Source organism: Amycolatopsis sp. NPDC104863 (assembly GCF_055582965.1).
Genome location: NZ_JBVJOW010000007.1, coordinates 253,535 through 271,089, shown reverse-complemented (window position 1 = coordinate 271,089; position 17,555 = coordinate 253,535). Strand labels below are relative to the sequence as shown.

Below are 17,555 nucleotides of genomic sequence, written 5' to 3'. Positions count from 1 at the left end.
TCAGGACCTTCCGAATTCCTTGGCGATGATGTCGAGCAGTTCGTCGGCCGAGGCGTCGTCGACGTCGTCCCCGGTCTCCTCGGTGCTGCCGGCCCAGCGGTCGAGCAGCGCCCGCAGCCGCGTGGTGATCTCCTCGCGGTCCTCGTCGGCGGCGCCGCCCAGCGCGGCTTCGAGCGCGTCGAGCCGGGCCAGCACCGGCGAACCGCCCGTGGCCTGGTCCGGCGCCAGCTCGGTGTGCAGCAGCCGGGCGACGTGCCGCGGGGTCGGGTGGTCGTAGATCACCGTCGCGGGCAGCCGCACGCCGGTCCGCGTGTTCAGCCGGTTCCGCAGCTCGACCGCGGTGAGCGAGTCGAACCCCTGGGTCTTGAACGGCTGGTCGAGGTCGGCCGCGTGCTCCTCGGCGTGCCCCAGCACGTGGTTGACCTGCGCCGCCACGATCGTCTCCAGCAGGTGCAGCTGCTGCTCCGCGGTGAGCGCGGCCAGCTGCCCTTCCAGACCGGTCGTCGTCACGGCGGTGTGCGCGCTGGACCGCGCCGCCTTGGTCAGCGCGCGGAACAGCGGCTCCGGCTGTGCGCCGACGGTCAGCGCGATCGGCACGTAGTGCGGGTGTGTCGAGGTCATCGCCGCGTCCAGCAGGCCGAGCGCGTGCTCGGCCGACAGCGGGCGCATGCCGTCGGCGGCCATCCTCGATCGCTCGGCGTCGGAGAGGTGCCCGGTCATGCCGGACGCGTTGTCCCACAACCCCCAAGACAGCGACAGCCCCGGCAGGCCCTCCTCACGGCGTCGGCGCGCCAGCTCGTCGAGGAAGGTGTTGGCGGCCGCGTAGTTGGCCTGTCCGGCGTCACCCAGCACGCCGGCCGCGGAGGAGAACAGCACGAAGTGCGACAGCCCGAGGTCCCGCGTCGCCTCGTGCAGGTGGGTGCCCGCGACCACCTTGGGGCGCAGCACCTTCGTCACCTGCTCGGGCGTGAGGTTGACCGACAGGGCGTCGTCGAGGACACCCGCCGTGTGGAACACCGCGCCCAGCCGCGGGTACCGGGCGACCAGCGTGTCGACGGCGGCCCGCTCGGCGACGTCGCACGCGACGATGTCGACGGACTCGGCGCCCAGTTCCCGCAGTTCGTCTTCGAGTCCCGCGGCGGCTTCGGGGCCGCGACGCGAGGTGAGGACCAGGTGCTGCACGCCGTGCCGCGTGACGAGGTGCCGGGCCAGCAGCGCGCCGAGGGTGCCGGTGCCGCCGGTGACCAGCACCGGACGGGCCGGGTCGAGCGGCTCGGGCAGGGTCAGCGCGACCTTGCCGACGTGCCGGGCCGCCTGCACGAACCGCAGCGCCTGCCGCGCCTGCTGCATCGGCCACGTCTGCACCGGCAACGGCGTGAGCACTCCGGCGCTGAACAGCGTGTGCAGCTCGGTGAGGATCTCCCGCAGCCGGTCCGGTCCGGCCTCGATGAGGTCGAACGCCCGGTAGGACACGCCTTCGTGCTCCGCGGCGACGGTTTCCGGGTCGCGGACGTCGGTCTTGCCCATGTCGACGAAGCGGCCGCCGGACCGCAAAAGCCGCAGCGACGCGTCGGTGTGTTCGTGCGCAAGGGAGTTCAGGACGACGTCGAGGCCGCCGGCCACCTCGCGGAAGTCGGCTTCGAAGTCGAGGGCCCGCGAACTGGCGATCCGGTCGAGCGGGACGTCGAGGGCACGCAGGGTGTCCCACTTCGCAGGAGACGCCGTGGTGAACACCTCCGCGCCCCAGTGTCGGGCCAGCTGCAGCGCGGCCATGCCGACGCCGCCGGTCGCGGTGTGGATCAGCACCTGCTCCCCCGCCGTCAGCTTGGCGAGGTCGGCGAGGGCGTAGAACGCCGTGAGGAACACGACCGGCGTCGCGCCGGCCTGCTCGAACGTCCAGCCGTCGGGGACGGGGACGACCAGCCGCGCGTCGGTGACGGCGAGGGCGCCGAAGGTGGCGCACTCGGTGAACATGCCCATGACGGCGTCGCCGACGCTGACCGCCTCGACACCGGGGCCGACCTCGACCACCACACCGGCGGCCTCGCTGCCCAGCACCGCGTCCGGGTCCGGGTACATGCCCAGGCCCACCAGGACGTCCCGGAAGTTGACGCCCGCCGCGCGCACCCGGACCCGGACGTGCCCGGGCTCGAGCGGCGCGGTGCCGACGTCGTAGGGCACCGGTTCGGCGTTGTTGCCGATCCGCCAGCCGCCGTCGGGAAGAGTGAGCTCGGCGCCGACACGGCCGAGGCGGGGCACCCGCGTTGTCCCGTCGAAGACCCCGGCGACGGGCTCGTCGGCGGTGAGAACGGCTTCGTCCACTTCGGACCCGTCGGTGACCAGCAGCGAGACCCGGCCGGGGAACTCGGCGGCGACCGTGCGGACCAGGCCCGGCAGGCCCGCGTTTTCGAGCGTGTCGGCGCCTTCGACGACCAGGCGCGACTCGCCCGGCTCGGCCAGCCACTCCTGGATGCGCCGCAACGTCGTCTCGATGACCTCGCTCGCGGTCAGCCCACTGGGAACCGGCCACCGCACGATCTCGGCGGACGCCGAGGCCGGCGCGGGAGTCCAGTCCTGCCAGTCGACGCGGTACATCGTGTCGCGCAGCCGCACCGCGGGGCCGGCCGCCTGGGCGGGCCGGGAGATCAGCTCGTCGACCTGGGCGACCGGGGCGCCGGTGGGGTCGGCGGCGGTGATGGTGACGCCGTCTTCGCCGGTCGGGGCCACGCGCACCCGCAGCGCGCGGGCGCCGGTGGCGAACACCGAGAACCCGCGCCAGGAGAACGGCAGCCGGGTGGTGCCGTCGCCGTCCAGCTCGGCGACCTGGACGGCCGCGTCGAGCAGCGCCGGGTGCACGACGAACCGGTCGGCGGCCTCGCCGTCGGGCAGGACGACGTCGGCGAACAGCTCGTCGCCGCGCCGCCACGCCCGCTGCAGGCCCTGGAACACCGGCCCGTAGCGGAGCCCGGTTTCGGCCAGCGTGGGGTAGAACGCCGTCACGTCGACCGGTTGTGCGTCTCGCGGCGGCCACTCGGTGAGGCCGGTGTCGGCGGCCGCGGTGCCCTTGACCAGGGTGCCTTCCGCGTTCTGGACCCATTCGTCGTCGGTCCGGGAGTGGAGGGCGAAGGCGCAGCGGCCGGTCTCGTCCGGCTCGTGGACGGTGACCTGCACCTCCGCGGGCAGCACGAGCGGCGCGTGGTGGGTCAGCTCCTCGACGTGCGGGCAGCCCAGCTGGTCCCCGGCGTGGACCGCCATCTCCAGCATCGCCGCGCCCGGCAGGAGCACGCTGTCACCGACGACGTGGTCGGCCAGCCACGGCTGCGCGGCCGCCGAAAGCCGTCCGGTCAGGTAGACCGCGCCGGAGTCGGCGGCGTGCAGGACCGCGCCGAGCAGGCCGTGCCCGGCTGGGCGCAGGCCGACGGCCGTCACGTCCTGAGCGGCTTCGCCTTCCAGCCAGTACCGCTCGTGCTGGAACGCGTAGGTGGGCAGCGGAACCCGGGCGGCGCCGTCGAACACCCGCGCCCAGTCGACGTCACCGCCGTGGACGTGCAGCTCGGCGAGTGCGGTCCGGAAGCGCGTCTGCCCGCCCTCGCGGCGCAGGGTCGACAGCACCGGGATCCCTTGGGCCGCTTCCTCCAGCGGGCCGCCGAGCACCGGGTGCGGGCTGACCTCCAGGACGTGCGTGAAGCCCTGCTTCAGCGCCGCCACCACGGTCGGGAAGAACTTGACCTGGCTCTTCAGGTTCTCCAGCCAGTACTCGCCGGTGAGGGTCGCCGTGTCGGCCTCTTCACCGGACACCGTCGAGAAGAACGGGATCTCGGTGCTCTCCGGCGACACCGGCTTGAGATCTGCCAGGATCACCTCGGCGAGCTGCCCGACCTGCGGATGGTGCGAGGCATAAGAAACGTCGATGCGGCGGTAGCTCTCGCACCGCTGCGCCAGCTCGTCCAAAGCGGACACCTCGCCGGAGACGACCACCTGCGCCGGGCCATTCACCGCCGCCACCGCGAGCCGGTCGTCGATCAGCTCCGCGGCCTCCTCGGCAGACACTCGCAGCGACGCCATCCCGCCTAGACCCTCTAACGCCCGCAATGCCTTCGCGCGAAGAGCAACCACCCTAGCGCCATCACCAAGCGATAACGCACCTGAGACGGTCGCCGCGGCGATCTCACCCTGCGAATGGCCCACCACCCCGGCGGGCTCGACGCCATAGGACCGCCAGAGTGCGGCGAGCGACACCATGACCGCCCACAACAGCGGCTGCACCACGTCGACCTGACTGGTCTCCTCGGCCAGCTTGTCGAACACCGACCAGTCCACGAACTCCGACAACGCCGCGTCACACTCCCGCAGGCGCTCGGCAAAAACCGGCTCGCGCGACGCCAGCTCCAGTCCCATGTGGACCCACTGCGAACCCTGCCCCGGGAACACCATCAGCACCCGGCTCGGCCCGCCGGAGCCGGAGCCGGTCAGCGAGAGGTCGGCCAACCCGGACAGCAGCTCGTCGCGGTCTGCGGCGATCACCGCGCCGCGGTGGGCGAACCTGCTGCGGCCGGCCAGGGAGAACCCGAGGTCCCCCAGCGCCACCTCCGGGTGGGCCAGGACGTGCTCACGCAGCCGCGAAGCCTGGTCCCGCAACGCCTCCGGCGTCTTGGCGTGCACCAGGAACGGCAGCGGACCCGGCACCTCGGCCGAGGTGACCTCGGCCGGGGGAGCCTGCTCCAGGATCACGTGCGCGTTCGTCCCGCTGATCCCGAACGACGACACTCCGGCGCGCCGGGGACCGTCGGACTCCCACGGGCGGGCCTCCTGCAGCAGCTCGACACCACCGCCGTCCCACTCGATCTTGGACGACGGCGTCGACGCGTGCAGCGTCCGGGGCATGACCCCGGCCCGCAGCGCCTGCACCATCTTGATCACGCCACCCACGCCCGCGGCGGCCTGGGAGTGGCCGATGTTCGACTTCAGCGACCCGAGCCACAGTGGACGGTCGGCCGCACGCTCGGCACCGTAGGTCGCTTGCAGCGCCTGGACTTCAATGGGGTCACCCAGGGCGGTGCCCGTGCCGTGCGCCTCCACGAGGTCGACGTCGGCGGGCGACAGCCGCGCGTCCTCGAGCGCCGCCGTGATGACACGCTGCTGCGAAGGGCCGTTCGGGGCGGAGAGGCCGTTGGACGCGCCGTCCTGGTTCACCGCCGACCCGCGGACCACCGCGAGGATCTCCCGGCCGTTGCGGACGGCGTCGGAAAGCCGTTCCAGCAAGAGGAAACCGGCGCCTTCGGCCACCCCGAAGCCGTCGGCGGCCTCGGCGAACGCCTTGCTGCGGCCGTCGGGCGCGACCGCGCGCTGACGGCTGAAGTTCACGAACGAGCTTTCGCTCGCCATGACCGTGGCGCCGCCGGCCAGGGCGAGCGTGCAGTCGCGGTTGCGCAGGGCGCGGACGGCGAGGTTCAGCGCGACCAGCGACGACGAGCACGCCGTGTCGACCGACACCGCGGGCCCTTCGAGGCCGAGGGTGTAGGAGATCCGGCCGGACGCGACACTGCTCAGGTTCCCGTTGTCCACATAACTTTCCAGCTCACCCGGCACCGACGGCAGCCGGTCGGCGTAGGAGCTGTGGATCACACCGACGTACACGCCGGTGGGGCTGCCCTTGAGCGCGACCGGGTCGAGCCCGGCGTCCTCGAGGGTCTCCCAGGCGACCTCCAGGAGCTGCCGCTGCTGCGGGTCCATGGCCAGGGCCTCCCGCGGGGAGATCCCGAAGAACCCCGCGTCGAACCCGTTGGAGCCGTGGAGGAAACCGCCGGTCTTGACGTACGACTTCCCGGCCGCCTCGGGGTCCGGGTCGTACAGCGCGTCCGCGTCCCAGCCGCGGTCGGCGGGGAACTCGCCGATGACGTCCGCGCCGTCGGCGACCAGGCGCCAGAGGTCCGCCGCGGACCCGACGCCACCCGGGAACCGGCAGCCCATCCCGACGATCGCCACCGGCTCGTGCGCGGCGGAGCGGAGCTGCTGGTTCTGCCGGCGCAGCCGTTCGGCCTCCTTGACCGACGCCCGGAGTGCGGCGACGACCTTCTCCTGAGGTGCAGTCATGAGTTCTCGGATCCCTCCATCGCCAACGCGATGAGTGCGTCGGTGTCCATGTCGTCCACGTTCGCCGTTGTGGTGGTGAAACCGCCGTCCGGCTCCTCGGCCAAGCTGAGCAGCGCGTCGAAGAGCCCGATCTCCCGGATCCGGGACACCGGCACGGTGGCGAGGATCTCCTGCAGCCGCCGCTTGTCCTCGTCGTCGGCCGACAGCGGCTCCTGCTCCGGCGCGAGCGTCCGGTGCAGCAGCTGCGTGATGTGCCGCGGGGTCGGGTGGTCGTAGATCAGCGTCGCCGGCAGGTGCGCCCCGGTCTGGGTGGTGAGCCGGTTGCGCAGCTCGACCGCCGTCAGCGAGTCGAAGCCCTGCACGGTGAACGGCTGGTCCGGGTCGACCGGGTGCTCCTCGGCGTGCCCGAGCACGAGGTTGACCTGCGCGGCCACCAGCTTGTCCAGCAGCCGCAGCTGCTGTTCGGGGTTGAGCACCGCCAGCCGGTCGGCGAGCCCGTCGACCGCGACGGCGGTGCCCGCGCGGGCCTGGGCCCGTTTCGGCTGCACCAGCGCCCGGAAGATCGGCTCGCTCTGCGTCCCGACGCTCAGCGAGATCGGGACGTAGTGCGGGTGTGTCGACGTCATCGCGACGTCCAGGAGCCCCAGCGCGTGGTCGGCCGAAAGCGCCCGCATGCCGTTCGCGCCCATCCGGTCGTGGTGGACCCCGTTGAGGTGCCCGGTCATCCCGGACTCGTCCGCCCACAGGCCCCACGACAGCGACAGCGCCGGCAGGCCGAGCGCCCGGCGTTCCGCGGCCAGCTCGTCGAGGTAGGTGTTGGCCGCCGCGTAGTTGGCCTGCCCGGCGTCTCCGAGGACACCGGCGGCCGAGGAGAACAGCACGAAGTGCGACAACCCCATGTCCAGGGTCAGCTCGTGCAGATACGTCGCCGCCTGGACCTTCGGCGCCAGCACCCGGCGGACCTGCTCGGGCCCGAGGTTCACCGACAGGCCGTCGTCGAGCACCCCGGCCGTGTGGAACACCGCCCCGACCGGACCGGTCTGCTCGAACAGCCCGGCCAGCGACTCGCGGTCGGCGACGTCGCAGGCGACCACGGCGACCGACTCCGCGCCGGCCTCCAGAAGCTCGTCACGCAGGTTCGCGGCGCCGACCGCGCCGAGGCCCCGGCGTGAGGTGAGCACCAGCTCCCGCACGCCGTACTCGGTGACGAGGTGCCGGGCCAGCAGTCCGCCCAGGGTGCCGGTGCCGCCGGTGACCAGCACCGGGCGGTCCGGGTCGAGCTCCTCCGGCAGGGTCAGCACGACCTTGCCGATCTGGCGCGCCTCGCGCACGAACCGCAGCGCGCGCCGGGCCTGCTGCATCGGCCACGCCTTGACCGGCAGCGGCAGCAGCACCCGCGCGGTGAACAGCTCGTGCAACGCGGTGAGGATGTCGTGGATCCGGTCGGGCCCGGCCTCGATCAGGTCGAACGCCCGGTACCGGACACCCCGGTGCTCCTTCGCGACGACGTCCGGGTCGCGGACGTCGGTCTTGCCCATGTCGACGAACCGGCCGCCGCGCGGCAGCAGCCGCAGCGACGCGTCGGTCTGCTCGTTGGCCAGCGAATTCAGCACGACGTCCATGCCCGCGCCGCGGGTGGCCGCGAGGAACTCCGCCTCGAAGTCCGCGGTCCGCGAGTTGGCCATCCGCTCCCGCGGGACGCCGAGGGTCCGCAGCACCGGCCACTTGCTCGGGTGGGCGGTGGTGAACACCTCCGCGCCCCAGTACTGGGCCAGCTGCAACGCCGCCATGCCGACGCCGCCGGTCGCGGTGTGGATCAGGATCCGCTTGCCGGTCGCGAGCTTGCCGAGGTCGTGGAGCGCGTAGAACGCGGTCAGGAACACGACCGGGGCCGCGCCCGCCTGCTCGAACGACCAGCCTTCGGGCACCGGGACGACCATCCGGGCGTCGGTCACCGCGTGCGAGCCGAAGCCGGAGCACTCGGTGAACAGGCCCATCACGGCGTCGCCGGGTTCGACCGAGCGCACGTCCTCGCCGACTTCCAGCACCAGGCCGGCGGCCTCGCTGCCCATCATCGCGCCCGCGTCGGGGTACATGCCCAGGCTGATCAGCACGTCCCGGAAGTTGACCCCGGCGGCGCGCACCGCGACGCGGACCTCGTTCGGCCCGAGCTCGGCCGTGGCCGCGTCGGACGGCACCAGGCCGACACCGTCGAGCGTGCCGCGCCCGTCGGAGGCGACGGACCAGGCTTCGCCGTCCGGGATGGCCAGCTCCGAGATCGTCCGCTCGAGGCGCGGCACGCGGACGACGCCGTCACGCACGCCCACCACGTTCTCGTCGGTGGCCAGCACCGCCATCAGCGCCGAAACGTCGACCGTGCCCTTGCCCCGGACGTCCAGCAGCACCAGGCGGTCCGGGAACTCCGTGGTCATCGACCGGATCAGGCCGCCGATGCCGGCGACGGCCAGGCCGCCCCAGCACACCACGACCAGCCGGGTGCGCTCCGACTGCGGCAGCGCGAGCCACCGCTTCAGGCGCATCAGGACCGCTTCGACCAGCCGGCCCGCGGTGTCGGCGAGCGCCGGGCCGTCGTCGAGGTCGACGGGACGGCGAAGCAGCGACGCGGTGTCCCACAGCACCAGGTCCGGGGTCTCGCGCGTGACGGCGACCTCGTCCCAGCCGCGGTAGAGCACGGGCTCACACCCGGCCTCGGCGAACCAGGACCGCAGGCCGCTCGTGTCGTCGAGCACCCCGAAAGTCGGCTTGTCGACAACCGTCGTCGACCCGCTTTCGGCCGTCCACTCCGGCCAGTCGAGCTGGAACAGGCTGTCGCGGATGTTGACGAACTGCGACAGCGCCTGCGGCGGCAGGGCCCGGGAGACCAGCGCGCGGACGTCGAGCACCGGGGCGCCCGCGCCGTCGAACGCGCTGATGGTGACCGTGTCGTCCGCGCCGCCGGTGATGCGGACACGCAGCCGCCGGGCGCCGCTCGCGTGCACGGTGACGCCCTGCCAGGAGAACGGGATCGCGGTGTCGTCAGCGGGGTTCGCCAGGCTGATGACGTGCAGCGCGGCGTCGAGCAACGCCGGGTGGAGCAGGAAACCGCCCTCCTCAAGGCTTTCCGCGAGGCTGACTTCGGCGTACAGCGCGTCGCCGTCGCGCCACGCGGCTTCCAGGCCCTGGAACAGCGTCCCGTAGGCGTATCCCTGGCCGGCGAGGACGTGATACGCGTTCTCGGTCTCGATCCGCTTCGCGCCTTCCGGCGGCCAGGTGGCCGAGGCCTGCGGCCGTTCCGGCGTCTCGCGGCACAGCAGGCCGGACGCGTGCAGCTCCCATTCGCCGTCCTCCTCGGGACGCGAGTGCAGGGTCAGGCCGCAACGCCCGTCGTCGTCGGGAGCGGTCACCATCAGCTGGACGACGACGGATCCCGTGCGCGGCAACAGGAGCGGCGCGTGGTGGGTGAGCTCCTCCAGGTGCGGGCAGCCGATCTGGTCCCCGGCGTGCACGGCCATGTCGACCATCGCCGCGCCGGGCAGCAGCGGCGTGTCGCCGAGCGCGTGGTCGGCCAGCCACGGCTGGGCGGCCAGCGACAGCCGTCCGCTGAGGTAGACCGTGCCGTCGCCGGCGGCGTGCATGACCGCGCCGAGCAGCCCGTGCCCGGCCGGGCTCAGCCCGACCGTGCCGACGTCCTGGGCGCCCTGACGAGCCTCCAGCCAGTAACGCTCGTGCTGGAAGGCGTACGTCGGCAGCGGCACCCGCCGCGCGCCGGCGTCGAGGTACAGCGCGGTCCAGTCGAGACTGCCCTGGCCGACGGTGAACTCGGCCACCGACGTCAGGAACCGGCTCGGCCCGCCGTCACCACGGCGCAGCGTCGAGAGCACCGGAATGCCCTGCGCCGCTTCCTCCAGGGGCGCGCCGAGCACCGGGTGCGGGCTGATCTCCAGGACGTGCGTGAAGCCGTTCTTGAGCGCTTCGACGACGGTCGGGAAGAACCGGACCTGGCTCTTCAGGTTCTCCAGCCAGTACTCGCCGGTCAGCGCCGTGGTGTCGATCGCTTCACCGGAAACCGTGGAGTAGAAGGGGATCTCGGTCGTCGTCGGGGTCACGGGGGCGAGGTCGCCGAGGATGACGTCGGCGAGCTGCCCGACCTGCGGGTGGTGCGACGCGTACGACACGCCGATCCGGCGGTAGTGCGCGCCTTCCTTCTCACAGCGCGTCGCGAGTTCGTCGAGCGCGGTGACGTCACCGGACACGATCACCTGCGCCGGGCCGTTCACCGCGGCGACGGCGAGCTTCTCGCCCCACGGCTTGATCAGCTCGGCGGCGCGTTCGGCGGACACGAGGATCGACGACATTCCGCCGATGCCTTCCAGGGCCCGCAGTGCGCGGGCCCGAAGGGCGACCACCCGTGCGCCGTCTTGGAGAGAGAGCGCGCCCGACACCGTCGCCGCGGCGATCTCACCCTGGGAATGCCCGACCACCCCGGCAGGCTCGACACCGTAGGACCGCCAGAGCGCCGCGAGTGAAACCATCATCGCCCACAACAGCGGCTGAACGACGTCGACCTGACCCAGCGAGGACTCGTCCGCGAGCTTGTCGAACAACGACCAGTCGACGAACTCCGACAGGGCCGCGTCACATTCGCGGAGGCGTTCGGCGAACACCGGCTCGTGCTCCGCCAGCTCCAGTCCCATGTGGACCCACTGGGAACCCTGGCCCGGGAACACCATCAGCACCCGCGCGTCGGCCGAGCCGGAACCGGTCACCGCGGACTCCGCACCGGCGGCCAGGTCCGCAAGGCCGTTCAGCAGTCCCTCGCGGTCCGCGGCGACCACCGCGCCGCGGTGTGCGAACCCGGTCCGGCCGGTGGCCAGCGAGTAGCCGATGTCGGCGACGGAGAACTCCGGGTGCGCCAGGACGTGCTCCCGCAGCCGGGAAGCCTGGTCCCGCACCGCTTCCGGCGTCTTCGCGTGCACGACGACCGGCAGCGGACCTGCCACCTCGCCGTCGCGCTCGGCGACGTCGGACGCCGGTGCCTCCTCGAGGATGATGTGGGCGTTGGTCCCGCTGATCCCGAACGACGACACGCCCGCGCGACGCGGCTGGTCCGACGTCCAGGGGCGCGAGTCCTGCAGCAGCTCAACACCGCCGCCGTCCCACTCGATCTTCGACGACGGCGTTTCCGCGTGGAGGGTGCGCGGCATCGTCTTGGCCCGCAGCGCCTGCACGACCTTGATGACCCCGCCGACCCCGGCGGCGGCCTGGGCGTGCCCGAGGTTCGACTTCAGCGAGCCCAGCCACAGCGGCCGGTCCTCGGCGCGCCCGGCGCCGTAGGTCGCCTGCAGCGCCTGGACCTCGATCGGGTCGCCCAGCGCGGTGCCGGTGCCGTGCGCCTCGACGAGGTCGACGTCCGCGGCACCGAGCCCGGCGTCCGCCAGCGCGGCGGTGATGACCCGCTGCTGGGACGGGCCGTTCGGCGCGGTCATGCCGTTGGACGCGCCGTCCTGGTTCACCGCGGAACCCCGCATCACGGCGAGGATCGGGTGCCCGTTGCGCTGGGCGTCGGAAAGCCGTTCCAGCACCAGCATGCCGACACCCTCGGCCCAGCCGGTGCCGTCGGCGTCGTCCGAGAAGGCGCGGCAGCGGCCGTCCGGGGCGAGGCCGCGCTGCCGGCTGAAGTCGACGAAGACCTCGGGTGTCGAGAGCACGGTCACGCCCCCGGCGAGGGCCATCGTGCACTCCCCGCGCCGCAGCGCCTGGGCGGCGAGGTGCAGCGAGACCAGCGAAGACGAGCACGCGGTGTCGACCGACATCGCGGGCCCTTCGAGGCCGAGTGTGTAGGCGATGCGGCCGGTGAGCACACTGGCGGCGCTGCCGTTGCCGAGAAAACCTTCCAGCTCCTCGGGCACTTCGCGCAGCCGCGCCGCGTGGTCGTGGTACATGATCCCGGCGAAGACGCCGGTGCGGCTGCCCTTGAGGCTGCCCGGGTCGATGCCCGCGTTTTCGAGGGCCTCCCAGGCGACCTCCATCAGCTGGCGCTGCTGCGGGTCCATGGCGAGGGCCTCGCGCGGCGAGATGCCGAAGAACCCGGCGTCGAACTCCAGCGCGTGCGGGAGGAAGGCGCCGTTGCGCACGTACATCTTGCCGGGCGCGGCCGGGTCCGGGTCGTAGAGCGCGTCGAGGTCCCAGCCGCGGTCGTCGGGGAAGTCGCCGATCGCGTCGGCGCCGTCCGAGACGAGCCGCCACAGGCCGTCCGCGTCGGTGACCCCGCCCGGGTACCGGCAGCCGATGCCGACGATCGCGACCGGCTCGTCCACGACCTTCGCCGACACCGGCGCGGCCACCGCGCGGGTCCCTTCGGCGAGGTGGGCGGCCAGCGCGGCGGGGGTCGGGTAGTCGAAGATCAGCGTCGCGGGCAGCCGGCGGCCGAGCGCCGTGCCGAGGCGGTTGCGCAGCTCGACGGCGGTCAGCGAGTCGAACCCGAGCTCGGTGAAGGCCTGGTCGACCTCGACGGCGTCCGGCGCGGAGTGCCCCAGCACCGCGGCGACGTGCTCCCGCACCAGGCCGGAGAGGTCCGCGGCCGGCGCCGCGGCGACCGGCGCGAGCTTCGGCGCGGGCCGGACGAGCCCGCGCAGCAGCGGGACGACGTCGTCCTTCGCCCGGAGGGCCGGGTAGTCCAGGATCACCGGCGCCACCACGGGTTCCGCCGTCGCGAGGGCCGCGTCGAGCATCATCAGCGCGCGGTCCGTGGGCAGCGGGGCGATGCCCGAACGGCGCAGGCGCGCGTGGTCGGCTTCGCCGAGCTTCGCGGTCAGGCCGCTGGCTTCTTCCCAGAGGCCCCACTGCAGGGACAGCGCGGGCAGCCCGGCCGCGTGGCGGTGCTGGGCGAGCGCGTCCAGGAAGGTGTTGGCAGCAGCGTAGTTCGCCTGGCCCGCGCCGCCGAACAGGGCGGCGGAGGAGGAGAACAGCACAAACGCGTCGAGCGGCCGGTCGAGGGTCAGCTCGTGGAGGTGGACGGCGGCGTCGACCTTCGGGGTGAGCACCTTCGCCACCCGCTCGGCGGTGAGCGAACCGAGCACGCCGTCGTCGAGCACACCCGCGGCGTGGATCACGGCGGTGAGCCGCGGGATGCCGTCGAGGACGGCGGCGAGGGCGTCACGGTCGGCGGCGTCGCAGGCGACCACGGTGACGTCGGCGTCGAGGCCGGTCAGGTCAGCTTGGCCCGAGCGGGAAAGCAGGACCAGGCGCCGGACGCCGTGGCGGCGCACGAGGTGCCGGGCGACCAGGCCGCCGAGCACGCCGGTGCCGCCGGTGATGAGCACGGTGCCCTCGGGGTCGAGGGTGACCGTGTCCATTGTGGACGCCGCGCCGAGGCGGGGGACCAAGGCGACGCCGTCACGCAGGGCGAGTTCGGTCTCCCCCGCAGCCACGGCGGCCGCGACGGCGGCGGGCAACGCGGTCCGGCTCGCGGTGGTGCCGTCGGTGTCGACGAGCACGATCCGGCCGGCCTCCTCGTCCTGCGCCGACCGCACGAGACCCGGGACGGTCGCCTGCGCGAGCCCGGGCACGGCGTCCCCGCCCGCGACGGCGAGCGCGCCGGTGGTCTGCACGACCAGGCGGGCGGCCGCGGTGGTGCCTAGCCAGGTGGTGAGCAGGGTCAGGACGTCGGCGGTGGTGGCGTGGGCGGCCGCGGCGCCCGTGCCGGTCGAGGTGACCGGGGCGAGCACGAAGTCCGGGAGCTCGGACAGCAGCAGCGCGGGCAGGTCCGGGTGCGCGGGCTCGCCGAGCACCGCCCAGGTGCCGGTGGCCGCTTCGGCCGTCAACGGGACCCAGTGGGTGGTGAACAGCGAGTCGGCCACCGCGGAGGCCGGACGCAGGGTCAGCGCCTCGACGGTCGCGATCGGCGTGCCTTCGAGGTCGGCGATGGTCAGCGCGACGGTGTCGTCGCCGGTCCGGGTCAGCCGGACGCGGGCGCGGGTGGCGCCGGTCGCGTGGACGGTGACGCCGCTCCACGAGAACGGCAGCCAGGCGCGGCCGTCACCACCGAAGGCGCCTTCGAACAGCTCGAGGGCGTGCAGGGCCGCGTCCGACAGCGCCGGGTGCAGCGCGAAGCCGCCCGGAACCCCTTCGGGCAGCACAACTTCGGCGACGACGTCGTCTCCGGCGAGCCAGGCGGCGGCCAGGCCGCGGAAGGCGGGGCCGTAACCGAGCCCGGTCTCGGCGAGCCTCGGGTAGACGTCGCCGATGTCGACGGCTCCGGCTTCGGGCCGGGGGACGTTGTCCTTCGCCGTGACCGGCGCGACGGCGAGCGCGCCGGAAGCGTGGTGCGTCCAAGGGCCCTCGTGTCGCGAGTGGACGGTGAAGGGCCGGGCGCCCTGGGCGTCCGGCTCGCCGACGGTGACCTGGACGTCGACCCCGGCGTCGTCCGGCAGGACGAGGGGCGCGTGCAGGGTCAGCTCCGCCACGGTGCGGCAGCCCGCATGGGTGCCGGCCTGGACGGCCAGCTCGAGGAACGCGGTGCCGGGCAGGACGACGGCGCCGTGGACGCGGTGGTCGCCGAGCCAGGGGTGGGTGTTCAGGGCGAGCCGGCCGGTGAGCGTCACCTCGTCCTTGGCGGCGTGGGTGAGCACGGTCTCGACCAGCCCGGTGTCGCGGCGGGTGGCGTCGAGCCAGAAGCGTTCACGCTGGAAGGCGTACCCCGGCAGCCGCACGTGCCGGACGTCGCGGTCCTGGTAGAAGGCGCGCCAGTCGACGTCCGCGCCGTGGGCGGAGAGCGTGGCGAGTGCGTCGGCGGGGTCCGTGGTCCCGCCGAGTTCGAGCACGGCGCGCACGCCGTGCCGGTCCAGCCAGCCGGCTTCCGGCTGGACCGGCTCCGCGAGCCGCGTCCAGTGCCCGGCGGTGGCGAGTTCGGTCGCCTCCACCGGGTCACCGGTCACGACGTCGAGCACCGGCCTTCGCTGGGGATCGAAGGTCAGTGCTCGAACGAGCCTCCGCAGCTCGTCTTCTCCGGCGCCGCGGGCCAGGGTCCCGGCCAGCGCGCAGGCGTCCGCAAGCGAAAGCACCCCGGCGCCGTGCGCCGCGGCGACCTCGCCGATCCCGAGCCCGGCGACGAGGTCACCGGGCAGGCCCCAGGACTCGAACAGCCGGTAGCGCGCGACGTCCACGGCGAAGGCCGCGGAGGTGGCGTACTCGGGCCGCGCGAGCTCGGGCGCCGCGGACAGCAGCGCGCCGAGCAGGGGGGTGTCGAGGTGCAGGTTCAGGTGGCCGCAGGCGTCGGCGAGGGCCTCGGCGAACACGGGGTAGGTGCGGCAGAGGTCCCGGACGTCGGGCGGCAGTTCGCCCTTCAGCAGGACGGCGAGGCCACCTTCGGTGGTCTTGCCGCGGACCAGGCCGGGGGTGTCTTCGCCGCTGATGAGGGCTTCGAGCTGGGCGCGCGCTTCGGCCGAGGTGGCGGCGACGAGGACGGCGCGGTGCTTGAAGGCGGCGCGGGTGGTGCCGAGCGCCGCGCCGAGGTCGGCTAGGGGGTGGCGGTCGAGGTGGTCGAGGAGGGCTTCGGCTTGGCCGCGCAGGGCTGCGGGGGTTTTGGCGGAGATCGGAAGGAGGAAGGGCCCGGCGGGCTGGTCGGCATGCTCGCCTGGGACACCGGTCGAAGTTGCCTGCGCGGCCGACTCACCCCGCGCACCCGCGGGCTCGCCCGCCTGCGCAGCCGCCTCTCCCGCCGCGCGGTCCGCCGGCGCGGCCGAGATCGCCCCCGCCAGCTCGTCCGGCGCCGCCTCCAAGATCACATGGGCGTTCGTCCCGCTCATCCCGAACGACGACACCCCCGCCCGCCGGGGACGGCCCGTCTCCGGCCACGCGCGCTCGCCCGTCAGCAGCGAAACCCCGCCACCCGCCCAGTTCACGTGCGGCGTCGGCTCCTCGACGTGCAGCGTCCGGGGCAACGTCCCCGCCCGCATCGCCAGCACCATCTTGACCACCCCGGCCAGCCCGGCCGCCGCCTGGGTGTGGCCGATGTTGGACTTCACCGAACCCAGCCACAGCGGCCGCTCCGCCGGGCGACCTGCGCCGTAAACCGCCTGCAGGGCCTGGGCCTCGATCGGGTCGCCGAGCAGCGTCGCCGTGCCGTGGGCCTCGACCGCGTCGACCTCCGCCGCCGGCAGGCCCGCGTCGGCCAGGGCCTGCTCGATCACCTTCTGCTGGGCCGGGCCGCTGGGGGCCGTCAACCCATTGCTCGCGCCGTCCTGGTTGACCGCGGTGCCGCTCACCACCGCCAGCACGCGGTTGCCCTGCGCACGCGCCTCCGACAACGGCTGCAACACCACCGTCGCGACACCCTCGGCCCAGCCCGTGCCACCCGCGTCGGCGGCGAAGGCGCGGCACCGGCCGTCCTCCGACAGGGCTCGCTGACGGCTGAACGACAGGAACCCGCCCGGGCTCGACAGCACCGCCACCCCCGACGCCAGCGCCAGCCCGCACTCGCCCCGCCGCAGCGCCTGCACGGCGAGGTGCAGCGCCACCAGCGAAGACGAGCACGCCGTGTCCACCGTGATCGCGGGCCCTTCCAGGCCGAGCGTGTACGCGACCCGGCCGGACGCGACACTCCCCGCGGTGCCGATGTCGAGATACCCCTCGGCGCCGTCGGCGTCCTCGAGGCGGGGGCCGTAGTCCTGCGCCTCGGCGCCGACGTACACGCCGGTGCGGCTGCCGCGCAGCCGCTGGGGGTTGATGCCCGCGTCTTCGAGCGCGTGCCAGCTGGTCTCCAGCAGCAGCCGCTGCTGCGGGTCCATCGCGACGGCTTCCCGCGGGTTGATGCCGAAGAACGCCGCGTCGAAGTCGGCGGCGTCGTGCAGAAACCCGCCTCGACGCGTGTACGTCGTGCCGGGGCGGTCCGGGTCGGCGTCGTAAAGCGCGTCGAGGTCCCAGCCGCGGTCGGTCGGGAAGGAAGACGTCGCGTCGCCGCCGTCGGACAGCAGGCACCAGAACTCCTCGGGCGTGCGCACACCCCCGGGGAACCGGCAGCTCATGCCGACGATCGCGATCGGCTCGCCCTCCCACGACGGCAGCTCGGTCACCGGCGCCGGGCCCGAGCCCAGCAGCCGGTCCCGCAGGTACTCGGCGAGCCGGGCCGGCGTCGGGTGGTCGAAGGCGAGCGTCACCGGCAGGGCCAGCCCGGTCGCCTCGACGAGCCGCGCGTGCAGCGCGACCGCCGCGACCGAGTCCAGGCCGAGCTCCAGGAAGGAGCGGTGCTCGTCCGCGCCGCCGTCCGGCCAGTCCGCCAGCACCGCGGCCAGGTGCTCCCGGACGAATTCACCGAGGACACGGGAACGGTCGTAGGCGGAAAGGTCTCCGAGGTCCCGGATGGGGTTCACCATTTTTCCCTCGTTCTCCAGCGATCGTTTTCCCGACGGGAATTGGCGGGAATTCCCGCACCCTCTCGGGAGGCTACCGAGGCCGGCGGGCCG

At 73.6% G+C, this 17,555-nt stretch carries 2 protein-coding genes; both read right to left on the bottom strand.

The genetic code is table 11. From position 1 onward, the window contains the following. A complete protein-coding gene (locus ACZ63J_RS34740) occupies positions 1–6,093 on the bottom strand; it encodes an SDR family NAD(P)-dependent oxidoreductase (protein WP_465439758.1) in 6,093 nt (2,030 codons plus the stop codon). Then, positions 6,090–17,462 (bottom strand): SDR family NAD(P)-dependent oxidoreductase, encoded by an 11,373-nt coding sequence (locus ACZ63J_RS34735; RefSeq protein ID WP_465399186.1) that lies wholly within the window; start codon positions 17,460–17,462, stop codon positions 6,090–6,092. Before ACZ63J_RS34735 ends, ACZ63J_RS34740 begins: the two co-directional genes overlap by 4 nt. Positions 17,463–17,555: the final 93 nt, after the last annotated feature.

Coding starts and splice junctions, on each gene's coding strand:
- ACZ63J_RS34740 (WP_465439758.1), bottom strand. CDS start 6,093: ATGACTGCACCTCAGGAGAAGGTCGTCGCCGCACTCCGGGCGTCGGTC.